Origin of the sequence: Nocardia sp. NBC_01388, assembly GCF_045040085.1 — a bacterium.
Lineage (GTDB): Bacteria > Actinomycetota > Actinomycetes > Mycobacteriales > Mycobacteriaceae > Nocardia.
In genome coordinates, this window is sequence record NZ_CP109553.1 from 8,509,701 (window position 1) to 8,533,953 (window position 24,253).

Here is a 24,253-nt window from a genome sequence, read left to right on the forward strand (position 1 = left end):
GTTGCCGTGGAAGCCTGGCCGACCTTGCCCGCGAGCAGGTCGGCCTCCCAGCGGTCGAGGGAGGGTGCGCCGTCGTCGGGGCCGAATCGGTTGGTGTCGAACATCTTCGGGTATCGGACCACGTCGAGCACGATGGTGTCGCCATCGTCGTAGGCGTTCATGGGGGGCGGAGAAGAATTCGCTGCCCGGTGCGACCAATGCCAGCATCCAGTCGTTCTGCCCGGGCCGTACGGTCTCCCACGGCGAAGAGCCCATCGACGGCGCACTGCAGGAACTGATCGACGCCGCGCTCCGGCGCGCGCCCCTCACCACCAGCTGCCCTGAGCAGGCCGCGGCAGGCCCGACGTAGGCTCGGGACCACTATGGATGCCTTCTACCTACCGGATCCCGAGAGCCCCGATCGGTTCCACTCCACCGACCTCACCCGCGGTCCCTGGTCGCCGGACGCACAGCACGCCGGACCGCCGTCGGCGCTGCTCGGACACGTTATCGAGCGCTGTGAGCCGCGGGACGGGTTCCGCATCGGCCGCGTCGCCGTGGAAATCCTCGGTCCGATTCCGATCGCCCCGCTCACGGCCCGGGCGCGGGTGGCCCGGCCCGGTCGCAGTGTCGAATTGATCGAGGCCACGCTGAGCTCCGATCAGGGCCCGGTCATGAAGGCCAATGCCTGGCGATTGCGCAGCGCCGATCCGGAGCTGGACCTTCCCGCCGAAGTCCTTCCCACCGGCACCCGCCCCGGCCCGGACACCGCCTCGGGCAGCGCGCGCTTCCCGTCGGCCCAGCCGGTCGGCTTCCACACCGCCATCGAATACCGTTTCATCACAGGCAGTTTCACCGATCCCGGCCCCGCCGTCTGCTGGATTCGCCTGCGCCACCCCATCGTTGCCGGCACCACCCCCAGCCCCCTGGAACGCACCCTCGCCGCCGCCGACTCCGGCAATGGCGTCAGCGCCGTACTGGACTGGGACCGCTACGTTTTCATCAACACCGACCTCACCGTGACCCTGCACCGCGAGCCCGTCGGTGAATGGGTCTGCCTCGACGCCGCCACCTACCCGGAACGCACCGGCGTAGGCCTGGCCGAATCCCGCCTCTTCGACGAAAAGGGCCCGATCGGCCGCAGCACCCAGACCCTGTTCCTCAGCACCCGCTGAGGGGACCAGCTTCTGGTCACAACAGCGTGAGCAGGCGCGCGGTGATCGCTTCGAAACTCGGCATCGTGGCCATCTCGGCGGCCACCTCCCGCGCCGCAGTGGCCAACCGGGGATCGGTGATCAGGCGTGTGATGTGGTCCGCGTCGATGCGGCGCGGCGGGACCGAGATCCCCGCGCCGCGGCGGTCGATGAGGGCGGCGTTCCAGCCGCGGTCGCCGGTATCGGGGGTGAGGATCTGGGGCAGGCCGGCGTGCAGCGCGGCGTAGACCGAGCCCGCGCCACCGTGATTGATCATGGCGGTGCAGGTGCGCAGCGCATCGCTCAGATCCGTCCAGCCGACGGTGCGAATATTGGCGGGCAGGTCACGGCGTCGGCCGGTATCGCTGTCGGGGCGGACAATGACGAATTCGGCATCGACATCCGGGGCGGCGCGCAGCACCGACTTCAGGAAGGTGGGCCGGCCGTCGCCGAGCATGGTGCTGCGGGTGACGAGAATGCGGGGGCGGGACGGCGGTTCCGCCAGCCATTCGGGCAGCGGCGGACCGGGTGTGGAGAACGGCATATAACGCATCGGCCAGCCGGGAACCCGCACGATGCTGGGCGGTGCGACGCTCAGATCGGCGGTATCGGAGATATGCGGCATGCCGAGTCTCCCGAGTAGGCGGGCGTTCACCTCGTGCCCGTAGTCGAGCCCGATATTGTGCAGCACCGCAGGCACATTCAACCGGTCGGCGGCAATCGCGGCGGCCGCTGCGAAGGGTTCGTGCACGATCAGCTCCGGCGCGAATCGCTGCGCCGCCGTCACGACCTGCGCCGCCATGCGCTCGTTCACCGAGATGAATACCCGCGCCGCCACCTCCGGATCAGCCGAGCCGCGTAGGGCGTTCCTGGCGGCGACGGGATGTAAGGCCAAGGCCTGGATGGGAACTCGCACACTCATGGGGTCGGCCACGGTGACCACCGGCAGCAGGTCGCGCAGTGCCGTCACCACCTCGTCGCCCGAGCCGAGCAGCACCTCGTGGCCGGCCTGGTGCAGATGCAGTGCCAGGGGCAGCATCGGGAAGGTGTGGCCGATCAGCGGGCCGCCGACGAATAGCACTCGCACCGCTGTAATCCCCTTCTCTCCATTATCGATTCACCGGCCCAGCGCCGCTGCCAGGACCGGCCACTCGGCGCTCAATTGATCCCGCCAGTACGGCCAGCTGTGCGTTCCCGCCGGAGCGAGGTCGTAGGTCGCCGGGATGCCGAGTTCTCCCAGCCGGCGCTGTAGCGCCTCGGTGCAGAGCCGAGCGCCGAATTCGATTGCGCCGCCCTCGAGGACGGCGTCCGGCAGATTCGGGGTCGCGGAATTCTCGTGAACGCCCGGGAAACCCGTAGCGGCATAGATGTACAGCGATTTGCCGGTCAATTGTGAGGCGTGTGCGAGCACATCGTGTGCGAGCCAGTCGGGATCGGTGGCCGGCCCCCACATATTGTCCGGGTCGGAGCCGTCTGTCGCGATGATGTAGCGCAGTTCTGCCTTTCCGAGCGTATCACCGGAATCGAAGCATCCGCTCAGTGCCGATACGGCCCGGTAGAGGTCGCCGGAGCGTTCGGCGAGCATCATGGCCGCCTGTGCGCCCATGGAGATGCCGACGATCGCATCGACGCCATTGCCGTGGAAACGGGTATCCAGCAGAGGCGGCAGCTCCCTGGTCAGCAGGGTCTCCCACTGCTGGCGCCCGCGCAGCGGATCCGGGCGCTGCCAGTCGGTGTAGAAGCTGCCCGCTCCGCCGACCGGCAGCACCACATTGACGTCCTTGTCCGCGAAGAAGTCGACCGCGCCGCCCTGCGCTGTCCAGTCGTTCTGGTCCGGGCGTGCGGAATCGATGCCTTCGAGCAGATAGACGGTAGGATGCGGGGAAGTGGTGTCGGCCGGCAGGAGCAGATCGATGTGAACGATCCCGGCCATGGCAGGCGAGCGGACATAGACCTGCAGCCAGCGGCTCGTGACCGCAACGACGTGGTCGATGGTCGCCGTCTCCGTGGGCTGCGCGGCCACGTGCGGAGCGAATACGGTCCCCGAAATCAGCAGTGCCAGCAGAGCGAGCCATCTCATGAGCTACTCGCTCCGGAGGCTCGGAATCGCCAGAGGAGCTCGCCGCCGCGCCTGGCGTGGGCGCGTTCCAGGAGCGCTCGCAGTTGCGGCTCGCCTCCCAAAGCTGAAGTCTGAGTGCGATATTCGGCGAGCGCCTCGAACTTCGCGGTTTCGTGCCTGGTGGTGAGCGGCAGCGCCGACATGCTCCACTCTTCGGCCCGGACCGGTAGATCGCACAGTGCCGTCGGGTCCGGGCCTCGGGTGAGCAGCGAGATCGCGGTCATCTCGACCGCCGTGCGCGGGCTCGCCCATCCGGGAGCGTCCCGAAAAGGGAAGGGGCGCAACCGGGAAACCGGATGTAGCCGGCGGTTTCGCTCCGACATCGCATTGAAGTCCTCGAAGAACAGTACTCGCGCCTGCGCATCCCGATCGCGGATCGCGCGCAATGCGCCGACGGTCACGATCACGTGATCGACGTGATTCCCGATTCCCAACGGGGCCAATATGATTGCGTTGCCATTGTTCAGTGCTTCGGCGATTGCCCGCTGGACCGCACTGGTTTCGGCGCTCCGCGCGATCTCGAGTGAGGTGCGAAACAGTCCGAACGGACCACGCGGCGGCGGATCTCGGAACAGTCGCTCGTACAGGCCGAGTCGTCGTGCCCGCGCACCGAGCGCGGCCAGGGCCCGATCGTCCTCGGCCACACGCAGCGCGTAGTCCGTGAATGCCTGATGCCGGCCGCCCCGCGTCGCGATGGCGCGCGCGCTCGAGAAGACTGTCAGGACCTCGACCGGCTGCCGCGCTTCGACCCGTGCGGCGATCAGCCCCCCGGCTGACAGCACCGCATCATCGAAATGCGGTGAGACGACCACAATCCGATCGGCGGCATCGAGTACCCGTGTCACCGCGAGAGCATCGGCTGCGGTACCTGTCATCTGCACTACTCCTCTCGCTGGGAGAGGCGCCGTATCCGCGGCCCTCCGCACGGTGAGCGGTTCCACCGTACCGCGTAATCATCCGAAAATGCCGGTACGCCATAGGAGTTGGAAGGTAGGTGAGCGGATCAGCTCACCCGGTGCTCCGGGCTGACGCCCAGGGGCGGTACGGCGGTGGGCCGTCGGCGGGTGCGGGTGAAGTGTGTGATCAGGGCGTCGGCGGAGAAGGCGCCCGCCCCTAGCGCAGCGATCAGGAAGAAGGACCAGCAGAACATGGCCGCGGGTTCGCCGCCGTTGACTACGGGGAGGATGCCGTGTTTGAGGTGGACGGTGAGGAAGGCGTAGGCCATCGAGCCGGAGCAGAGCAGGGCGGCGATTCGGGTGCCGAGGCCCAGGGCCACGGCGGTACCGGCTACCAGTTCGATGATGCCTGCCCACCAGTGCGGCCAGCTGCCGAAGGCGGGGAGTTGGGCACCGTAGGGGTGTACGGGTTTTCCGAAGAGTTCGGAGTAGCCGTGCAGGGCGAACGAGGCGCCGATCAGGATGCGGAACAGGCCGAGCACGACGGCGCCGAGCGTGGATGGTGCCGGTCCGGCCTTTGTTTCGGTGGTCAGAAGGCGCATGGCACATCTCCGAGTTCTGCGGATCTCGGGTGAGCGGAAGCCTCACCCGTCCTCTTACTACGAGGTAGCGCGGTAAATCGTTCGCTCCCGAAATTTTACGGAAATAGTCGCTTCTTCTGAACGTAACAAATACTCCACCCAACGGATTTGCGAATTAATTCGGAATTAGTACTATCCGAATGGTTCGCTGCGGCGGCGAGACAACGGGCTGCCGGGCTCTGTCTCGCTCAGCCGGTTCGTTGTGAGGGAGAGTCATGGCTTTCGTTGTACGGGTCGCTGCCGCGGTAGCCACGATGGGAATTTCGACTCTGTTCGCTGTGCCGGTGTCGTTCGCGCATCCGGCTCCGGTGCCACTACCGCCGTCGCATGCGAAACCCGCTGCCACGGCGACCGTATCGTCGGTCGCGCTGGCCGAGCGCATGCTGGCCGCGATCCAGGAGGTATCGCCGGGCGCCGAGGCCGGTATCGAGGTCATGGACACCCAGAACGGGATGATGCTCGCCGCCACCAATCAGGATCAGCAGTTCTACACCGCCTCGGTGGTGAAGTTGCTCATCGCCCTGGATGTGCTCGATGATCCTGCGGCACAGTCGGATTCGTCCACCACCGATGCCGTGCGGCGCATGCTGTCGGCCAGTGACGACGGTATCGCCGACCAGCTGTGGGAGTCGCACGGCGGTGCGGCGATCGTGACGCGCATGGCCGACCGCATCGGCCTGTCCGGCACCACGCCCCCGTCCGATTCCGGTCAGTGGGGCGAAACACTCACCACCGCAAGGGATGTGGTGTCCGCTTACCGCTACCTCACCTCGGGCGCCCCGGCTCCGGTGCGCGATGTGGTGCTGGACGCGCTGGGCCAAGCCTCCCGGACCGCGGCTGACGGTGTCGATCAGTACTTCGGCATTCCCAACGCACTGTCCGATTCCCCGTGGGCGGTCAAGCAGGGCTGGATGTGGATGTCCTCCTCACTGATTCTCAACACAACCGGACTGGTTGGTTCTGACCTGCGCTACGCCGTGGTCGTCCTGAGTTCACAGCCCACCATGAGCCTGCAGACCGCCGGCTCCGCCCTCACCGCCGGCGTCCAGGTGCTGCGCGACACGCTGCCGCCGCAGGCCCGGTAGCCGCCGCGCGAACGATCTTGCTGCTGGTGCGGCCAAAGCAACACGGGCAGTGCGGGTTTGCCATCGCGTTTCGGCGCGGTGGCGGCGCGGTACGGTGGGAGGGTGACTACCGATGAGGGGGGACCTCGGGTTCGGTCGGCATCCACGCGCAGAGCGGGGGTGGCGGCCCGGCTGCGGGGTGCGGTATCCGCGGCGCACGAGGATGCGGTGCGGGCGATGACCGCGGCGCAGGGGTCCGGGCTGGCGGTGAATCGGGATCTGGTCGAGCTGATCGAGTTGCAGCGCCGGATCATTCGGATTGCCGACCAGCTCGACGACGGCTCCGCCGGGGTCGAGGAGAGCGGCGCTCCGGAAACCGAAGCTGCCGGTGACTGGCCGTGGACCGCCTTCCCCTGGGATGCCGCGCAGGCGACCGGCGTACGCCTGCTCCGCGGCGGCAATGTCTCGCTCTCGCACCGCGCGCCGAATCTCACAGCGGTGGCGGTCGGACTGGGCTGGGATGTACGCGCCACTGTCGGTGACGATTTCGATCTGGACGCCAGCGCGCTGGCGGTGGGCGGGGATCAACGAGTACCGACCGACCGGCATTTCGTCTTCTACAACAATCTGCGCTCACCGGACGGCGCCATAGAACACACCGGTGATCACCTGACCGGTTCCGGTGCCGGTGACGACGAGGTGATCACCGTCGACCTGGTCGACCTGCCGCCCACCGTCACCAATGTCGTTTTCTCCGTATCGATTCACGATGCCGAGGTCCGCGGCCAGACCTTCGGCCAGGTCCGCAATGCCTATATCCGGGTGGTCGACCGCGCCACCCGGACCGAACTGGCCCGCTACGACCTCACCGAGGACGCCGCCGAGGAGACGGCCGTGGTGTGCGGCGAGCTCTATCGTCAAGGCCCGGAATGGAAGTTCCGCGCGATCGGCCGCGGCTACGCCTCCGGACTGGCGGGAATCGCCCGCGACTACGGCATCGACGTCTGAGTGGTGATTTATCCCTCCTGAGTCATGATTGTGGTGGCGGACGGCACCCTGCTGCCCGCCATCGTCATCACACCCGACGGCCGGTGCTTGACATTCCGGCGGCGCGAGCGCACCGTGAATTGATTAGCTTGGCTAAATGTGTCGGATTGCGCTCGGGTACTGGGCGACACCGTACGCCCAGGGGTGTGATCACGGTCGGGGATACGCAGGAGGGTCAACGTGGGTAATGACACGCCGGAGGCCGTGCGCTCGCAGCGCATCGCCGAATTGCTCGCCGATCAACAGATCAGTGCCGCTGTGCAGCGCCCCGAGGTGAGCGCGGCCATGCAGCAGCCCGGACAGAGCCTGGCGGAGATCATCACGACGGCTCTGGACGGATACGCCGATCGCCCCGCGCTCGGGCAGCGGGCCTTTGAACTCGTCACCGATGACACGGGTCGGCGGACCCGGAAATTGCTACCGGGATTCACGACGACCACCTACCGGGAGCTGTCGGCGCGTATCGGCGCCGTTGCCGCCGCCTGGCAGCACGATTCGCGAAATCCCCTGCGCACCGGCGATTTCGTCTGCATTCTCGGCTTCACCAGCGCCGACTACATCGCGCTGGATCTGGCCTGCCAGATCTCGGGTCTGGTCTGTGTGCCCCTGCAGTCGAGTAGTTCGGTGGCGCAGTGGAATTCGATTATCGCCGAGACCGGGCCGCGACTGCTCGCCACCAGTTCGGAGCTGCTCGAGGGCGCGGTCGACGCGGCGCTGGCCGCGCCCGCGCCGCTGCAGCTGCTGGTCTTCGACCATCACAGCGATGACGACTATCACTGTGCGGCACTGGAATCCGCACGTACACGGCTTGCGGAGGCCGGCAGTGCGGTAACTGTCGAGACCTTGGAGGAGTTGCTCGAGCGCGGGCGCGCATTGCCGCCCGCACAGCCTTTTGTTCCTGGCCCGGACGAGGATCCGCTCGCGCTGCTCATCTACACCTCCGGTAGCACCGGTGCGCCGAAGGGTGCGATGTACCCGCAGCGCCTGGTGGCGTCCATGTGGATCGGCGGACCGGCGCGATCGCCCTGGCCCGCAATCAATTTCAACTACATGCCGATGAGCCATGTGGCCGGTCGCATGGCGCTGATCGGGGCGATCGCCCGCGGCGGCACCGCCCACTTCGCGGCCGCCAGCGATCTGTCGACGCTGTTCGAAGATATCGCGCTGGTGCGGCCGACGGAGTTCTTCTTCGTCCCCCGCGTCTGCGACATGATCTTCCAGCGCTACCAGGGTGAGGTCGCCCGCCGGCTCGCCACCGGTGCGGACCCGGAAACGACTGTCCGGCAGGTGAAATCCGAACTGCGCGATCAGATGCTGGGCGGCCGGTTGTTCGGCGCGATCGTCGGCAGTGCGCCGATCTCCGCCGAGATGAAGACCTTCATGGAGTCCGTGCTCGGGTTCGAACTGCACGACGGTTACGGCTCGACCGAGGCCGGTGGCGGCATTCTCATGGACAATCGGATCAATCGTCCGCCGGTCATCGATTACAAGCTGGTCGATGTGCCCGACCTCGGGTACTTCCGCACCGATAAGCCGTACCCGCGCGGTGAGCTGCTGCTCAAGTCCACGGTCATGATTCCCGGGTACTACCGCCGGCCGGAGGTCACCGCCGAGATATTCGATGAGGACGGCTTCTATCGGACCGGCGATATCGTCGCCGAACTCGGGCCGGACGAGCTGGTCTACGTCGACCGCCGCAATAACGTTCTGAAGCTGTCACAGGGTGAGTTCGTGACCGTCGCCAAGCTGGAGGCGGTGTACTCGACCAGCCCGCTGATCAAGCAGATCTACGTCTACGGCAGCAGTGAACGCGCGTATTTGCTCGCGGTGATCGTGCCCACCGCGGAGGCGCTGCGCGGTGCGGCCGGCGACTCGCTGCACACGGCGCTGAGTGAATCGCTGCAGCGGCTGGCGAAGGATGCCGAACTCGAATCCTATGAGGTTCCGCGTAACTTCCTCGTCGAGCCCGAGCCGTTCACCATGGAGAACGGCATGCTGTCCGGGATCGGAAAAGCCCTGCGGCCCAAGCTCAAAGAGCGCTACGGGGAGCGACTCGAGCAGTTGTACACCGATCTGGCCACCCAGCAGGCCGATGAACTGGCGGCACTGCGGTCCGAGGCCGCGCAGCGCCCGGTGCTCGAGAGTGTCGGCCGCGCCGCACGGGCGCTGCTCAGCTGTGCCGAAACCGATCTGCGGCCCGATGCGCACTTCGCCGATCTGGGCGGAGATTCGCTGTCGGCGCTGTCGTTCTCGACGCTGCTGCGGGAGATCTTCGGGGTCGAGGTGCCGGTGGGCGTCATCGTCAGCCCGGCCAACGATCTCGCGGGATTGGCGAAATATATCGAGCAGGAGCGGAATTCGGTGGTCCGCCGACCCACGCCCGCCTCGGTGCACGGTGCGGGTCCGCAGATCCGGGCTGCCGATCTGACCCTGGACAAGTTCATCGCTGCCGCGACACTCGCCGCTGCCACGGAGATTCCGGGTGTTGTCGAGCAACCCCGCACGGTGCTGCTGACCGGAGCCAATGGTTACCTCGGCCGCTTCCTGTGCCTGGAATGGCTGCGGCGCATGGACGAGGTGGACGGCACCCTCATCTGCGTCGTCCGCGGGAGCACCGCCGCGGCGGCGCGGGCGCGGCTGGATGCGGCCTTCGACACGGGTGACCCGGAACTGCTGCGCACCTATCGGGACCTGGCCGACCGGCGACTACAGGTGCTCGCGGGTGATATCGGTGATGCGAATCTCGGCCTGAGCGAGGCGGATTGGCGGCATCTCGCCGAAACGGCCGACCTGATCGTGCATCCGGCCGCGCTGGTCAATCACGTGCTGCCCTACGACCAATTGTTCGGCCCCAATGTGGTCGGCACCGCCGAGGTCATCCGGCTGGCGATCACCACTCGACTGAAGCCGGTCACCTACCTGTCCACCGTCGGGGTGGCCGATCAGGTCGATCCGGAGTTCTTCGACGAGGACGGCGATATTCGCGAGGTCAGCGCGGAACGTATTGTCGGCGACGGGTACGCGAATGGTTACGGCAATAGCAAGTGGGCGGGCGAGGTCCTACTGCGCGAGGCCAACGATCTGTGCGGACTGCCGGTCGCGGTATTCCGTTCGGATATGATCCTGGCGCACAGCACCTTCGCGGGCCAGTTCAATCTGACCGATATGTTCAGCCGCCTGCTGCTGAGCCTGCTCGCCACCGGTATTGCCCCGAAGTCGTTCTATCGCACCGACAGTGCCGGAAATCGGCGGCGTGCCCACTACGACGGCCTGCCCGCCGATTTCACCGCCGAGGCGATCACCACGCTCGGGGCCCGGGCCACCGAGGGGTTCCGCACCTTCGATGTCTTCAATCCGCACGATGACGGGATTTCGCTCGACGAATTCGTGGACTGGCTGATCGAGGACGGTCATCCCATCGAACGGTTCGACGATTACGACGCCTGGTTCGCGCGCTTCGAGACGGCACTGCGGGCGCTGCCCGAGCAGCAGCGGCAGAATTCGGTGCTGCCACTGCTGCACGCGTACCGGTATCCGGGCGTTCCGATTCCGGGATCGGTATTGCCCGCCAAGCGATTCCAGGCCGCCGTGCAGGAGGCCGAGATCGGCGCCGACCACGATATCCCGCACCTGGGACCGGAACTGATTCGCAAGTACGTGACGGATCTCCGATTGCGCGGGCTGCTGTAGACGGCGAACGTAGGTGCGAGTCGAGATACGCAGTCGCTGAACCGAATCAGGAATGGCAGAGGAACGGTATATGGAACTGGGTCAACCTAGCCGCACCGCACTGGCAACGGCATACCAGCGTGCCTACCATCAGATCGCCGATGAGCCACGGATATTCACCGATCCGCTGGCCATGCGCATTCTCGGCGTGGACGAGGCCGAGCTGATCGAGCGGAATACCGCGACACTCGAATCCGGTGACCCCAGGTGGCCGCGCCGGCGGCGGATGTTCCTGGCGGGCCGGGCGCGCTTCGCCGAGGACACGGTGCGCGCCGCCGCCGCGGCCGGTACGCGGCAGGTTGTGATCCTCGGCGCGGGCCTGGACACTTTCGCCTACCGCGATCCGTTCCCCGAGCTGCGGGTGTACGAGGTGGATCATCCCGATACCCAGGAGTGGAAGCGTCATCGGCTGGCGGAATCGGGTATCGATGTGCCCGATTCCCTCGCCTTCGTCCCCATCGACTTCGAAACGCGCACGCTGGCAGAAGGTTTGGCCGAGGCCGGATTCCCGCGTGACGAGCCTGCCGTCTTCGTCTGGCTCGGCGTGGTCATGTACCTGACCCGGGACGCCATTTCGGGCACGCTGAAGTACATCTCGCAGCAGGCGCTGCCGACCCAGGTGGTGCTCGACTACCTGGTTCCCGCAACAACTTCCGAGGAAGCGGCCGACCTCGAGGCCCGCGCCGATCGAGTGGGCGCGGTCGGCGAACCGTTCCTGAGCTACTTCACCGCGGACGATATGGCGGCGGCACTGGCCGACGCCGGATTCACCGAGGTCGAAGATCGGACCGCGACCGAGGTGATCGCCGGATATACCGGGACGTCACCGCAGCCGAGCGCGGGCAACACGCCCCGAATTCTGCGCGCGACGAACTAACGCGCCGCCATGCGGCAGTCCCACTGCCGCATGGCGATTGCGAGGTCGCGTATCAGACGCGGGCGCGCACGAACTTGTAGATGACCAGCAGAACGACCGCGCCGACGATCGCACCCAGGAACGTGTGCTGCACCGGTGCGTGAACGCTGAACTTGTGCGGCGCGAAGACCAGACTCCCCAGGGTCCCGCCCACATAGCCACCGACGATGCCCAGCAGGATGGTCCCGATCCACCCGAAATTTTCCTTACCCGGGACGAGGAGGCGGGCGATGGCACCGGCGATGAGACCGATAACGATCATGACGATAATGCCCATGTCGTGCTCCTTGCCTAGCTGATGTCGCTTATTCGACGGTAGCAGGACAAGACGGACATCAGTGCGTGTCGCATTACATCAGCGTGCCCGGGAGACGAACATCCGGCCTGCCCTTCACTACTGGGCGGTGCGGACCTTTTGCACGGCGTCGGTGAAGAGCTTTTCGAAGGCGGCTTGGTCGGGGGTACCGGCCAGGGCGGCGGCGCGGACGCCGACGGTCATGCCGCGCAGGGTGGCCCACGCCTGGTAGGAGGTGCGGGTTTGGGGTTTGGTGTCCGAAACCGTGCTGGTGCTGGTGGCGCGGTAGGCGAGGGTCTGGACGCCGGAGAGGGCGTCGGGGGAGGGGAGGCGCTCCATTTTGACGACGGTGTCGATGTGCTGGCCGTTCACCGTGCTGGCGGAGGTGAGGGCGGCGCATTTCTCATTGGTGGCGGCCATGGTTCCGGTGTCGGCCAGCTTGTTCGCGACGAATTCCACGTAGACGGTCATATCCTCGGTGGTGGCCGCGGCCACGGCCGAATTGCCGATCAGATCATTGCTGAGTGCGGCCAGATCCACCTGCGGCTGTTTGCAGTCCGCGGGGGTGACCGTCGAATTCGCCATGGCGTCACCGAGATCGGAGACGCTGGAGCGCAGCTTGTCCGGCGGCAGGGTCAGCGGGGTGGTGTCGGCGGGGAATTCCGCGGCGCCCAGCACCAGTTGATCGCGCGGTGTGCTCGGCGCCGGGCCGGCGGCGGTAGCTTTCGTATCGCTGGTGCTCCCACCGCATCCGGCGCTCAGCAGTACCGCGCACACGGCGGTCGAGATCCATGCTCCTTTGTTCATCACGCGGCACAGCATGCCAGCAAGTCGCTGTCATCTCGGGGAGATGCGGGCCCTGTCGCCGTGGTGGCTCGAGAATTCGAGCCACCACGGCGCTCGGCATCAGATGTGGACGGGCAGCGCGGCCACATCGTTCTGGGTGAGCACCGGCAGATTGCCGATTTCCTGCTCCGGCACAGCGAGTTTCAGACCGGGGAAGCGGTCGAACAGGGCGGGCAGGCCGATCGAGGCCTCCAGCCGGGCCAGCGCCGCGCCCGGGCAGATGTGCGGGCCGTAGCCGAAGGAGATATTGCGGCCGGCGGTCGGGCGGGTGACGTCGAATTCGTCGGCATCCTCACCGTGAATGGCGGTGTCGCGGCCGATCGCACGGTAGGACATGACCACACCCTCACCCCGCTCGATCACGGTGTCGCCCACGGTGATGTCCTCGGTGGCGAAGCGCATGAGCAGATGGGTGACCGGACCGTCGTAGCGCAGGGTCTCCTCGATGGCCTGCTTCCACTCCGCATCGCCGCTGCGCACCGTCTCCAGCTGCTCGGGGCGAGAGAGCAAGGCGCGCACCGCATTCACAATGAGGCTCACGGTGGTCTCGTGCCCGGCGGCGACCAGCGCCTTGAGGTTGCCGACCACCTCCTCCTCGGTGAGCGGATCGCCGCCCTCGTCGGCCAGGATGAGCGCACTGGTGAGATCGTCGCCCGGCGCCGCGGTCTTGCGGCGCACCATCTCGGTGAAATAGACGTCCAGCTCATCGATCACGCGCAGTCGCTCGTCCTGCGGCGTCATCATCGAGAAGAACTTCTTGTACCAGTCCAGCAGCTTGGCCTGATCGGCCGGCGGCACCCCCATGAGCTCACTGATCACGCGCATGGGCAGCGGGTAGGCGAAAACCTGCTTGAGATCGACGACTGCGCCCTCCTGCGCCGCAGCCTCCAGATCGTCGAGCAGTTCGGCGGTGAGCGCTTCGATGAAGGGCCGCAACGCCTCCAGCCGGCGCGCGGTCAGCGCCTGCGTGGTCTTGATGCGCAGGCGGCGGTGCTCGGACCCGTCCACGGTGAACATGGAGCGCCCGGCATCGATCATGCCGATCAGCGGCCACTGCCGGGTCACCACGCCGGAGGTCCACAGCCCCCAGGCATTGATGTCCTTGACGAGCCGGGTATCGGTGAGCAGCTGGCGGGCCAGCGAATGGTCGGTGACGGTCCACGCGGGGGCGCCGAGCAGTTCGATACGGGTGAGCGGCCCGGCGGCGCGCAGGGTGGCGGTCTCGCCGGCCAGATCACCGACCATGGGATCGATCGCCATGGCGTGGGGACATGCTGAACTCACTGGAAACCTCCGACTGCGCGAACTGGTGTGAAAACAACTGGAAGAGCGGACATTCCATGCATGAACGGCGAAGGACGGCGCGTCAGCTGCTGCGCGGGCACCGCGAGATCCAGATCGGGCAGCCGGTCCAGCAGCACCTCGATACCGGTCCGGGCGATGATCTCGGCAATATGCTGCGCCGGGAACGGGCAGCGGTATTCCCCGTGGCTGAAGGCGAAGTGCGCATTGTTGCCGGTATGCACCGCATCCGAGACGTGCTGGCGCACATGCGGATCGGTATTGGCGGCCGCCAGGCCCAGTAGTAGCAGGTCCCCGGCGCGAATCACCTTGTCGCCCAGCCGGGTGTCGCGGGCGGCCCAGCGCCCGGCGAGAATGGAGGTCGGGCCCTCCTCCCACAGCACCTCGTTCATGGCCTGGCTGATACTGCGCCGGCCGCCGCCCAGCGCGGCGGCGAAGCGATCGTCGGTGAGCATGAGCCGCACCGAGTTTCCGACCCAGTCGGAGGTCGTCAGATGACCGGCGGCGGTGATCGCCATCAGGTCGTTGACGTACTCCTCATCGGTGAACGGTGTGGGATAGGCGAGCATGCGCGAGACCAGATCATCGCCCGGCGCGGCCTTCTTCATGGCCACCAGCCGCTGCATATGCCCCATGAACTGCAGGTGCGCGCCCTGGGCATCGGCGCCGCCGTCGGCCATCACCTTCATGCTCCAGGCCAGATGCGGCCCTTCCTCTTTCGGAAGTCCCAGCAGTGCGCCCAGCGCCAGCACCGGTAGCGGTTCGGCGAATTCGGCCATCAGTTCGGCGGTACCGCGACCACAGAAGCCGTCGATCAGCCGATCCGCCAAATCCTCACAGACGCGGCGCAATTCGAACGGATCCACCGATTCGAGCGCGGGTTCGACCATGGCCAGATGCCTGCGGTGCTCGGCCCCGGCGGTGAAATAGATGGACGGCATGGGCTGGCCGACCATGGGTAGCAGCGGCCAGTCCTCCGGAATATTGCCCCACTGATTCCACAGGCTCACATCACGCGGGAACAGTTCGGGACTGTTGGTGACCTGATGCATTTCGCGATAGCCGATGACCAGCCAGGCGGGTACGCCGCCGGGGAGTTCGACGGCGACCACCGAACCGTGTTCGCGCCGCATATCGTTGTAGAGGTGATGCGGGTCGGCCTGGAACCGGGGGCCGCCCAGCAGCACCGCGCCCGGCTGGACGGGGCAGTACCCTCGATCGGTCGGCGTCATCGCACGTTCTCCGGGGTGTAGAGATACTCGACCAGCGTGATCAGCACCTGTTTGCACGAATCACGGTGGCGGGCATCACAATCGATGAGCGGCACGTGCGGATCGAGATCCAGCGCCTCGCGAACTTCCGCGGGGCGGTAGGACTCACCGAAGTTGTTGCACGCCACGATGAACGGGGTGCGCTGATGCTCCAGCCGGTCGATGGCGTACCAGGAGTCGGCGATTCGGCGCTGATCCACCAGCACGATGGCGCCCAGCGCCCCGGTGAACAGCCGGTCCCACAGGAACCAGAAGCGCTCCTGTCCGGGCGCTCCGAACAGGTACAGCACATGCTCGGCGTCGATGGTGATGCGGCCGAAGTCGAAGGCCACGGTGGTGGTGGATTTGCCCGGCGCGCCCGCCAGATCGTCGACGCCCACACTGACCTGGGTCATGGTGGCCTCGGTATCCAGGGGCCGAATCTCGCTGACAGCGCGCACCATTGTCGTCTTGCCGACGCCGAAACCGCCGACGATGACGATCTTGAGGCCTTGGCTGGCCGAGGCGTGCAGGGGTGCGTCGGCGCGGGCCGGCCGGGGGTCAAAGGTTGCGGAGTCCAACGAGCACCTTCTCCAGGGTGGTGGTGTCGGGCAGCGAATGCCATTGCGTGGCGGGGTTGTGCCGCGGATGCCGCACGGTGATCCGGCCCGCGTGCAACAGGTCCGACAGCAGGATCGTGACTATGCCGACCGGGAGCCGCAGCTCCGCCGCGATCTCCACGACGGCGGTGGGCGCCCGGCAGATCTCGAGGATGGCCGCATGCTCCGATTGCATGCCCGGCGCCGGATCGCTCTCGCTGACAACAAGAGTCACGAGATCGAAGGCGTCGGAATCCGGGCTGCTGCGGCCGCCGGTCAGCGTGTAGAGCCGGTCCGGATCCTCGTCTGGCCTGGTCACGACACGCCCGCTCCTCGTGGCGCCACGGTATCGCGCGCCTGCGCGCCGGAGGTGTCGCGGGTGCGCGGTGCGGCGGCGAGGTGTTCGCCCAGCTGCTCCACCAGCTCGCGCATATTGTGGCCGACCAGTCCGGCATCGGCGTCCTCCGCGGCGACCACCGCGATATGCGCGCCCACCCCGGCCTCGACGATGAACAGAATGCCGCCGTAGAACTCGGTCATGGACTGGCGCACACCCCCGCGGCCGTCACCGAACTCCACGGAGGCGCCGTGCGAAAGGCTTTGAATACCAGCGGCGATCGCGGCCAGCTGATCGGCGCTGTCGTTCCCCAGTTCCGGGGTGTGACAGATCTTCAGGCCGTCACCCGACAGCAGCAGGGCATGCCTGGCGCGCGGGGTACGGGTGAGCAGTTGCTCCAGCAGCCAGCCCAGCTGAGTTGCGGACAGTGTCATTTATCGGTCTCCAAGGCGGACGGGGAAGGGGTTGCGGCACTGGCATTCTCGCGCCCGTTCACCGCGCGCTGGAAAGCGCCCAGCGCGGACGGGGATACCGGTCGGGAATGGGCGGGGCCCGCCGGATCGTGCAGCGCGGCCAACCCCTCGGGATGCACGGCCGCGAGCGTCTGACCGCGCCGGCGCTTCGGGAGCCCGGACGCGGTGGAGGCCGGAGAATTCTCGTCCACCACGGCCGCCTCGATCGGCCGGTCGCCCAAAACCGAAGTGCTGCCCGAGAACCCGGCCGCCCCCTCCGGAAACGCCAGGGCATTGACGGCACTCGCGCTGTTCACGCCGAAGAGCGCGGAATCGGCCTCGGCGAGAAAGGCATCGATGCGCCGCATGCCGGGACTCGTGCGCGGTCCGGCCGAATCGCCGCCGGTGAATTCGGCCGCCGCGCCGCGTCGACCAGGTTCGCGGCTGGTGAAGGCGGGCGGGAGGTACGGGGTCTCCGTATGTGCGGGGTGGGAGGGGCCGGAATTCGTGAACATCGGCGGCGAACTGGGCCGGGCCGAATCCGTGGTGTTGAGGCTCGGCCCGGTGCCCGCGTCTCCACTGGCAAGGGCCGGTGCCGAGCCGGTACGGGCCGCCTCTCCGCCGGGCAGGGCGGTCCCCGCGCCGGAACGGGTGGCAACCGCGCTGGGATGTGCGGTGGCCGGGCCGCCGGGTTCCAGGCTGGTCAGCGCGGCGGGGCGAGCCGGTTCGGCGCTGGTGAGGGCGGAGCGGCCGGTGGCCGCACCGGGATTCCGGGCGGGCAGGGGGATGGCGGCGAGGGAGCCGGGGGTGCGGTCCAGGCGGGTGGTGAGTTCGCGGGGGACGACCACGACCACGGCGGTGCCGCCGATGGCGGAGGGGCGGTAGGAGACGGTGAGATCGTGTTTGCGGGCCAGATAGCCGACAACCGCCAGGCCCAGGCGGGTACCGGACAGTGAGGAGAGGTCGGAGCCGGCTCCGCTGTAGCGCGAGCGGCCGCCGCGCCCGGTGGGTTCGGCGCCGGTGGCTCCGGGTTCGCCCCGGCCGGAAACGGTGAGTTCGGCTCGGCGCAGGGCGGATTCGCTCATCACCAGGCCGCTGTCCTCGATGGTGATCACCACGCCCGCGGGGACTTCCGCCGCGTAGACGTGCACCTCGGTGGTGGGCGGAGAGAAATTGCAGGCATTGTCGAGCAGTTCGGCCAGCGCGTGCATGATGCCCTCGGCCGCATGTCCGGCAATGGCGATCTCGGCGACGGCCCGCATTCGCACCCGCTGATACCCCGCCACCCGGCCCATGGCGCCGCGCAGAATCGATTCCATGGCAATGGGTTTGGCCCAGCGCCGACCGGAGCGCGAACCACTGAGCACCGCGATGCTGTCGGCCAGCCGGCCCGCCTGCGCGGTGCGGTGATCCAGTTCCAGCAGATCGGCGAGGACCTTGGGATCGGCGTGCCGATGCTCCATTTCGCGCAGTTCGGCCAGCATGCTGGTGCTCATGGCCTGGATCCGCCCGGCCGCACCGGCGAAGGCCGCCATGGCCGCCGACAGCCGGTTATCGCTGTCCTTGGTCTCGCGCGCCTGTTCCGCGCCGGCCTCGGTAATGGCCTGAATCCGACGGTGGCCGTCCGCCAGTCGCGCCTCGGCCTCGGCGATGACCGCCGCGGTGCGGGCTTCGGCCTGCTCCACCCGCAGGGCGGCGAGCTGTCGCTCCCGCCCGATCTGGGCGCGGAAGTACACCGCCGCGGTGGTTGCCGCGCACAGCAGTACGGCGACAATGCTCGCGCTGATCGCCACCGCGATCCGGATATCGCCGGGCGCGGTGAAGACCGCGACGCATACCGCCGCGACGGCCGCCGCGGCACCGGCCGACAGCGTCCCGAACGGCAGCCGCGCACCCCGAACGGTATTCGGCTCGCCGCCTGGGGGATTCGATGACTCCGACAAGCTCTGCACTTCCGCACTCACGTTCACCACGGCAGGCACCGCGGTGGGATCGAGCACGCCAGCGGCTCCGCACACGTGAAAAGTGGGGACCGGCAAGCGGATTCGGATCTAGCGGACGAGCATAGGCGGCTCGGAAGGTTGGCGCTACCTGAGGGAAACCGGCCTGGCAAAGGTCGGTCCCGATAGTTGGGACGAACTTCCGGTATCGGCAATCCGCTGTACAGCAGGGGTTCTCGGTGATCTGGGATCCAGGCTGCTACAGCACCGGATGCCGTCTCACTCTTGGTCCGCTACTTCTCGGTAGTAGTGGCGTGGCGGGTGCGAGCAGCTGCTATCAGCGACCCTATCGCGAAGGCGTAGACCGGGAGACTGCCCAGGACGGCCCAGGAGTCGCCGAGGTGAACATCGGGCAGCAGCAGGACAACTCCCCGGACGATGCCGACGGTCACGCCGAGCAGCCCGCCCAGCATGAATACCGCCATGGGCAGGCGCAGCCGGGACGGCAGGGCGCGATAGGTAATGCAGGCCGCCGCGAATATCGCCGCGCTGCCGAGGGTTACGGCTCCGGCGATGATCCACTTCTGCGCGGTGAGCACCCATTCGGGCGCGTCGAACGGGTCGTAGGTCGCGAGAAGTACGACTTCGACGGCGGCCAGTGCCGAGTACGCCGCCCTGATCAATCCGGAACGCCCCCATGCCTGGGCGACGGCTATGGCGAGCAGCACCCCGGCCGCCACGAGGGAGACATCGGCGATCAGCCCGGGCAGTCGCTCCAATTGTGTTGCCGACGTGGTGAGATCGTCGCCCCAGCGGTTGACCGCGGGCGCGCGCAGCAGTGCCCACACCGCCAGTAGCGCCACACCGAGCGTCAATGGCCGGGATACGGGATTCCGCCAGCGCGGTGCGCGCACCGCCGCGGCGGTGGCGGCCAGCAGCGCGGCCAGCAGCGGAACGGCGTTGTTCACTGGAACAGCCTGGCGCCGGCCTCGCCGCGGGAGGGTTTGCGACGCGGCGAGTCGTTCTCCTCTTTATCCCGGCGCAGTAACTCGGTGAGCAATTGCCGGGTGCTCGCCTGCCGGATCGCGCTGCCGGACCCGGCGCGCTGTGCCTCGGCTTCGGTGATGATGCCGGCTACCACCTGCACCTCGACCGGATTGGCGCTGTAGGCGCGGGCGATCTCGATCAGGGTCTCCACCGGGGGCGTCGCCATTGTCAGATGCCGGGCGAGGGTGGCCTGCGGGATACCTGTCACCACGGCCATCGCCCGGGTGCTGTCGCCCCCCGTCAGCTCCTCGACCCACTGTTTCAACGGCTCATGCACGGTGTCATTGTCGCATGCGGCTGCCTCGAGTTCGGGACACGTGACCGGGGTCCCGAGTCGCGGCCGACCGGCCGGCTAACGACTGCCGGTGCGCACGCCGTCGCGGATTTGGTAGACGCGGGAGGTGGTGATGTCGCCGGCGGCCTTGGCGATGAGGAAGACGCGCGCGCCCGCGACCGTCGCCTCCTTGATCTTGTTGCGCCAGAGGTCGTCTGCCGTCTGCGCCGCCTGTTTGGCGGCCTCTCGGGCATCGGTGGCCGCGCGGACCTGTTCGAGGTACTGCTGCGTGGTCATCTCGGATTCCTTCCGCGGGTGCCGGGGTTCGAGGCAAACCGTAGGCGAATTGCTGAGTCGTAGTCAAGGATGTTTGACTCGAAAATGACTCACCTTCACTGCCGGGCTCGGTAGAGCCCAAGGTCAGTGGCTTGGCAAACATCGTTGTTGTGCTGAGCACACCGGACCCGCCGTCCGGGCGTATGTGGTTCGCCATGCGTCAGATGTAGTTCGGCGGAGGTTCGCTCTGCGCGTAATGCCGACGCCGCGACTTGACCTCAACCTTTGTCGAGGTCGGAGGCTGGTGTCCGAGCGAAACAACCAGAGAGGCAGAACAATGCGAGTTGTCGAAGCGAAGACTTTCGGTGGACCCGAGGTGCTGACGGTGAACGAGGCGCCCGATCCGGTGGCCGGTCCGGGCCGGGTGGTGGTCGCCGTCGCCGCGGCGGACGTGATGTTCCTCGATACCCTGCTGCGCAGCGGATGGGCCAAGGACTTCTTCCCGGTCGAACCGCCGTTCGTGCCCGGCGGCGCGATCTCCGGCGTGGTGGAGTCGGTCGGGCCGGAGGTCGATCCGGCATGGATCGGCAAGCGGGTGGCCACGCCGACCGCCGCCAGCGGGATCGGTGGCGGCACCCCGACCGGTGGTTACGCCGAGAAGGCCCTCGCCAAGGTCGGCACCCTCGCGGTCGTGCCCGAGGAATTGAGCCTGGAACAGGCTGTGGCCCTTGCCCATGACGGCCGCACCGTGATGGCGGTCACCGATCGGGCCGCCATTCAGCCGGGCGAGTGGGTGCTGATCACCGCTGCCGCAGGCGGTTTGGGCACACTGCTGATCCAGCTCGCCCGATCGGCGGGTGCGCGGGTCATCGCGGCGGCGCGCGGTGCGGCCAAACTCGCACTGGCGCAACGACTCGGTGCGCATGAGGTGGTCGACTACTCGCAGCCCGACTGGGTGGATCAGGTGCGGGTGCGTACCGGCGGTGTGCAGGTGGTGCTCGACGGTGCGGGCGGTGCGATCGGCGCGGCCGCCTCGGCGGTCACCGTCCCGGGCGGCCGGATCATCGGATACGGCAATGCCGCCGGGGGATTCGCGCAGATCGATGCCGAAGCGGCTGCGGCGCAGGACATCATGGTGGTCTCGCTGTTCGAACTCACCGGCAGCGATGTCGATTGGCCGGCGCTGCACGAGCGGGCGCACGCGGAGGTGGCGGCCGGGCGGCTCGAAGTGGTCATCGGCCAGAGCTTCCCGCTGGCCGAGGCGTCCGCCGCGCATGCCGCCATCGAGGCCCGCACCGCCTCCGGTCGCACCATCCTCACGGTCTGACAGTCGGCGCGGCGCTCGGCGTGTCGAGGCTGTTCTCCCAGCTCCCGCTCTAATCGGCGGGCAAGCTGGGAGCCGGGTGGGGCTCGACCCGGAGGTAGCTGTGCGCTATTGGACAGGGCTGCGCGATTGGACTGGGCCGCGCGAATGGACAGGGCTGATCGGCGCCTTCGCGGCGGGTGTGTGCCTCTGCGTCGGGCCCACCGCGGCGGCCGAGCCGAGCGTGCCGGTGCCGGCGCCGGGGCAGGTTCCCGCCCGCACCGCGATCTCCGTGCGCTCGGTGGTGCCCGGATTGGCCTGGGGCACGGCCAATGAGTCCGAGAGCGTCAGCGCGCTATCGCTCGCCAAGCTGTATTTGATCGACTTCGCGCTGCGCCACGGCGACGCGTCCGCGGGCGATAAAGACTTGGGGGAGCGCATGATTCGCTACTCCGACAATGCCGCCGCGGACGCTATCGACACGAAATATCCGCATGCCATCGATGAGATCGCCGCCGAGTACGGGCTCACCGCCACGCACAGCGCCGCCGAGTGGGGCAACTCCTCGACGAGCACCGCCGATGTGTCCGAATTCCTGGTGGCCAAACTGCGCTCGGATCCGGACAGCCCCATCCTCACCTGGATGCGCGAGCCCGGCGAGGTCGCCGCGGACGGCACCAGGCAGGACTGGGGCACCGCACGCCTGCCCCGGGTGCAGGGCACCAAGTGGGGTTGGTCGGATACCGGGGTGCCGGAGGTGTCGTCCGCCTCGTTCGGCCCGGGCTTCGCGATCACCGCCCACACCTACGGCACGCCCGAGCAACAGACCGAGGATGTGCTCGGAGCGGTGAACACCATGCTCGACGAGACGGTGCCGGCGCCGGGGCGTGAGCTGTTGCACGTTATCCCGGGCTTGCGGCTGGATAGTTTTAGTTTCACAATCGTTGTGTGATTACAACTGTCGGGGAACTCAGCAAGCAGCGTAAGACGCTGATCTTGGTCACCTGCTGTCTCAGCCTGCTGATCTCGTCGATGGACGCGACCATCGTGAATGTCGCCATCCCCACCATTCGGGACGATCTCGGCGCCGGGCTCAACCGGCTGCAGTGGATCGTGGACATCTACACCCTGACCCTGGCCAGCCTGCTCATGCTCTCGGGCGCGGCCGCCGACCGCTTCGGCCGCAAGCGGATCTTCCGCGTCGGCCTGCTCACCTTCGCGGTGGGCTCACTGCTGTGCAGCCTGGCGCCCAGTATCGACTTCCTCATCGGCGCCCGGTTTCTGCAGGCCGTCGGCGGTTCCATGCTGAACCCGGTCGCCATGTCGATCATCACCACCGTCTTCACCGGGCGCATGGAACGTGCTCGCGCCGTGGGTGTCTGGGGCGCCGTGGTCGGCATTTCGACGGCCATGGGCCCGCTGGTCGGCGGGGTGCTCATCGATTCGCTGGGCTGGCAGTCGGTGTTCTGGGTCAATCTGCCGATCGTCGCGATCGCGCTGGTGCTGACCACACTCTTCGTGCCGGAATCCAAGTCGGCCAAATACCGCGGAATGGATTGGGCCGGACAGGCTTTGGCCATCACCATTATGTTCACGCTGGTATTCGGCCTGATCGAGAAGAAGCCGGTCATGTTCGCCGTGACGGCCGTGGCGCTCGTCGGCTTCCTCTGGCACGAGTCGCGCCACCCCTCGCCCTTCATCGATCTGCGCTTCTTCCGCAGCTTCCCGTTCACCTCCGCCACCGTCATCGCGGTCGCCGCCTTCGCCGCGCTGGGCGCGTTCCTCTTCGACGTCTCGCTGTATCTGCAAGGGGTGCGGGGCTTCTCGGCCGTGCACACCGGTCTGCTGTACCTGCCGATGGCGCTGGGCATGCTCATCTTCTCGCCGCTGTCGGGCCGGCTGGTCGGCCGGTACGGCACCCGGCCCTCGCTGCTGGCGGCCGGCGCCTTCATGACCGTCGCCGCGATCGGCCTGACCCGGCTCGCGCCGGACACCCCGGTGTGGCAGCTGATCATTATGTTCGCGCTGTTCGGCATTGGTTTCGGCATGGTCAACGCACCCATCACCACGGCCGCGGTGAGCGGTATGCCGCTCGATCGCGCCGGGGCCGCTGCCGCGGTGGCCTCGACCAGTCGTCAGGTCGGGGTGAGTCTCGGTGTGGCACTGTGTGGTGCGCTCACCGGTTCGGGGCTGTGGTGGACGATCGCCATGTTCGCCGTCACCATCCCCATGCTGGGAGTCGCCGCGAACACCTCGTGGGCATACCGGACCCGCGATCGCGTCGCCCCGCTGCTCGAACAGAAGGTCCCCGCTCATGCCGGATGACACACCCACACCGGACCAGGTGTGGCGACAGCTCACCCATCTGGTGATGGACAGCCGCGACGCCTACCGGCGGGCGGTGATAGAGCGAACAGGACTGCCGTTCAGTCGAATTCGAGTGCTGCGGCGCCTGGCCGCCGGGCCGATGTCGGTGAAGCAGGTCGCCTATGCCGCCACCCTGGACGCGCCCGCGGCCACGGTCGCGGTGAACGATCTGGAGGAACGCGGTCTGGTCGTGCGCGAAATCGATCCGACCAATCGGCGCTGCAAACTGGTGTCGCTGACCCGGGCCGGGCAGGAGGCGGTCGCCGAAGTGCTCGCCACGCCCGATCCGGCGCCGCCGCCCGTCGCCGCCCTCACCCCGGCGGAACTGCGCACACTCGCGGATCTGCTGCGCAAGCTCGAAGAGTGACCCACCGGTGGGCC

Annotated in this window: 24 protein-coding genes; 9 read left to right on the plus strand and 15 right to left on the minus strand. The window is 67.5% G+C overall.

The genetic code is table 11. The features are described from left to right. Positions 1-362 precede the first annotated feature (362 nt). Positions 363-1,154 (plus strand): thioesterase family protein, encoded by a 792-nt coding sequence (locus OG716_RS40165; protein WP_405135394.1) that lies wholly within the window; start codon positions 363-365, stop codon positions 1,152-1,154. Between the two features lie 16 nt (positions 1,155-1,170). Here the strand turns inward: OG716_RS40165 and OG716_RS40170 are convergent, their stop codons facing one another. From OG716_RS40170 to OG716_RS40185, 4 genes are all read right to left on the minus strand, one after another. Then, positions 1,171-2,259 (minus strand): glycosyltransferase, encoded by a 1,089-nt coding sequence (locus OG716_RS40170; RefSeq protein ID WP_405135395.1) that lies wholly within the window; start codon positions 2,257-2,259, stop codon positions 1,171-1,173. A 30-nt stretch (positions 2,260-2,289) separates the two neighbouring features. Then, complete coding sequence (locus OG716_RS40175) at positions 2,290-3,252, minus strand: alpha/beta hydrolase (protein ID WP_405135396.1); 963 nt, start codon at positions 3,250-3,252, stop codon at positions 2,290-2,292. Further along, a complete protein-coding gene (locus OG716_RS40180; protein WP_405135397.1) occupies positions 3,249-4,166 on the minus strand; it encodes a PIG-L family deacetylase in 918 nt (305 codons plus the stop codon). The genes OG716_RS40175 and OG716_RS40180 overlap by 4 nt, the downstream gene beginning before the upstream one ends. Before the next feature lie 128 nt (positions 4,167-4,294). Then, positions 4,295-4,789: a DoxX family protein gene (locus tag OG716_RS40185; protein WP_405135398.1), complete on the minus strand. Its 495-nt coding sequence runs from the start codon at positions 4,787-4,789 to the stop codon at positions 4,295-4,297. A 254-nt stretch (positions 4,790-5,043) separates the two neighbouring features. Here OG716_RS40185 and OG716_RS40190 point away from each other — a divergent pair, with 254 nt between their 5' ends. From OG716_RS40190 to OG716_RS40205, 4 genes are all read left to right on the plus strand, one after another. Next, on the plus strand, positions 5,044-5,913 hold the full coding sequence (locus tag OG716_RS40190; protein ID WP_405135399.1) for a hypothetical protein: 870 nt from the start codon (positions 5,044-5,046) through the stop codon (positions 5,911-5,913). A gap of 423 nt (positions 5,914-6,336) precedes the next feature. Then, complete coding sequence (locus tag OG716_RS40195; protein ID WP_355127297.1) at positions 6,337-6,900, plus strand: TerD family protein; 564 nt, start codon at positions 6,337-6,339, stop codon at positions 6,898-6,900. Between the two features lie 219 nt (positions 6,901-7,119). Next, the gene (gene car, locus OG716_RS40200; RefSeq protein WP_405135400.1) at positions 7,120-10,629 is read left to right on the plus strand and encodes a carboxylic acid reductase; all 3,510 of its coding nucleotides are present in this window, start codon (positions 7,120-7,122) and stop codon (positions 10,627-10,629) included. Positions 10,630-10,699: 70 nt separating this feature from the next. Continuing rightward, positions 10,700-11,545, plus strand: coding sequence for a class I SAM-dependent methyltransferase (locus tag OG716_RS40205; protein ID WP_405135401.1), 846 nt, complete (start codon positions 10,700-10,702; stop codon positions 11,543-11,545). A 52-nt stretch (positions 11,546-11,597) separates the two neighbouring features. Here the strand turns inward: OG716_RS40205 and OG716_RS40210 are convergent, their stop codons facing one another. The 11 genes from OG716_RS40210 to OG716_RS40260 form a co-directional block, all read right to left on the minus strand. After that, positions 11,598-11,861: a GlsB/YeaQ/YmgE family stress response membrane protein gene (locus OG716_RS40210; protein WP_297620495.1), complete on the minus strand. Its 264-nt coding sequence runs from the start codon at positions 11,859-11,861 to the stop codon at positions 11,598-11,600. A 117-nt stretch (positions 11,862-11,978) separates the two neighbouring features. Then, a complete protein-coding gene (locus OG716_RS40215) occupies positions 11,979-12,689 on the minus strand; it encodes a hypothetical protein (protein ID WP_355127125.1) in 711 nt (236 codons plus the stop codon). Between the two features lie 96 nt (positions 12,690-12,785). Further along, the gene (locus tag OG716_RS40220; RefSeq protein ID WP_405135402.1) at positions 12,786-14,009 is read right to left on the minus strand and encodes a cytochrome P450; all 1,224 of its coding nucleotides are present in this window, start codon (positions 14,007-14,009) and stop codon (positions 12,786-12,788) included. Next, entirely contained in the window at positions 14,006-15,259 is a 1,254-nt protein-coding gene (locus tag OG716_RS40225; RefSeq protein ID WP_405135403.1) for a cytochrome P450, read from the minus strand. Before OG716_RS40225 ends, OG716_RS40220 begins: the two co-directional genes overlap by 4 nt. Then, positions 15,256-15,858 carry a GTP-binding protein gene (locus OG716_RS40230; RefSeq protein WP_405135404.1) on the minus strand — a complete coding sequence of 201 codons (603 nt, stop codon included), beginning with the start codon at positions 15,856-15,858 and terminating at the stop codon, positions 15,256-15,258. Before OG716_RS40230 ends, OG716_RS40225 begins: the two co-directional genes overlap by 4 nt. Beyond that, the gene (locus OG716_RS40235; RefSeq protein WP_327141406.1) at positions 15,839-16,195 is read right to left on the minus strand and encodes a DUF742 domain-containing protein; all 357 of its coding nucleotides are present in this window, start codon (positions 16,193-16,195) and stop codon (positions 15,839-15,841) included. Before OG716_RS40235 ends, OG716_RS40230 begins: the two co-directional genes overlap by 20 nt. After that, on the minus strand, positions 16,192-16,647 hold the full coding sequence (locus OG716_RS40240) for a roadblock/LC7 domain-containing protein (RefSeq protein ID WP_405135405.1): 456 nt from the start codon (positions 16,645-16,647) through the stop codon (positions 16,192-16,194). The genes OG716_RS40235 and OG716_RS40240 overlap by 4 nt, the downstream gene beginning before the upstream one ends. Next, positions 16,644-18,665, minus strand: coding sequence for an ATP-binding protein (locus tag OG716_RS40245; protein WP_405135406.1), 2,022 nt, complete (start codon positions 18,663-18,665; stop codon positions 16,644-16,646). The genes OG716_RS40240 and OG716_RS40245 overlap by 4 nt, the downstream gene beginning before the upstream one ends. Before the next feature lie 233 nt (positions 18,666-18,898). Then, positions 18,899-19,573 (minus strand): hypothetical protein, encoded by a 675-nt coding sequence (locus tag OG716_RS40250; protein WP_405135407.1) that lies wholly within the window; start codon positions 19,571-19,573, stop codon positions 18,899-18,901. Continuing rightward, a complete protein-coding gene (locus OG716_RS40255) occupies positions 19,570-19,929 on the minus strand; it encodes a hypothetical protein (RefSeq protein WP_297620521.1) in 360 nt (119 codons plus the stop codon). Before OG716_RS40255 ends, OG716_RS40250 begins: the two co-directional genes overlap by 4 nt. A 75-nt stretch (positions 19,930-20,004) precedes the next feature. After that, positions 20,005-20,223: a hypothetical protein gene (locus tag OG716_RS40260; protein WP_297620524.1), complete on the minus strand. Its 219-nt coding sequence runs from the start codon at positions 20,221-20,223 to the stop codon at positions 20,005-20,007. Between the two features lie 316 nt (positions 20,224-20,539). On the opposite strand from OG716_RS40260, the gene OG716_RS40265 reads away from it, so the two are divergent. The 4 genes from OG716_RS40265 to OG716_RS40280 all read left to right on the plus strand — a co-directional run bounded on the left by OG716_RS40265 (position 20,540) and on the right by OG716_RS40280 (position 24,239). Further along, positions 20,540-21,529, plus strand: coding sequence for a zinc-binding dehydrogenase (locus OG716_RS40265; protein ID WP_405135408.1), 990 nt, complete (start codon positions 20,540-20,542; stop codon positions 21,527-21,529). Positions 21,530-21,629: 100 nt separating this feature from the next. After that, positions 21,630-22,457 (plus strand): hypothetical protein, encoded by an 828-nt coding sequence (locus OG716_RS40270; RefSeq protein WP_405135409.1) that lies wholly within the window; start codon positions 21,630-21,632, stop codon positions 22,455-22,457. Further along, entirely contained in the window at positions 22,454-23,830 is a 1,377-nt protein-coding gene (locus tag OG716_RS40275) for an MFS transporter (RefSeq protein WP_405135410.1), read from the plus strand. The genes OG716_RS40270 and OG716_RS40275 overlap by 4 nt, the downstream gene beginning before the upstream one ends. Further along, positions 23,820-24,239, plus strand: coding sequence for a MarR family transcriptional regulator (locus OG716_RS40280; protein ID WP_327141397.1), 420 nt, complete (start codon positions 23,820-23,822; stop codon positions 24,237-24,239). The genes OG716_RS40275 and OG716_RS40280 overlap by 11 nt, the downstream gene beginning before the upstream one ends. Positions 24,240-24,253: the final 14 nt, after the last annotated feature.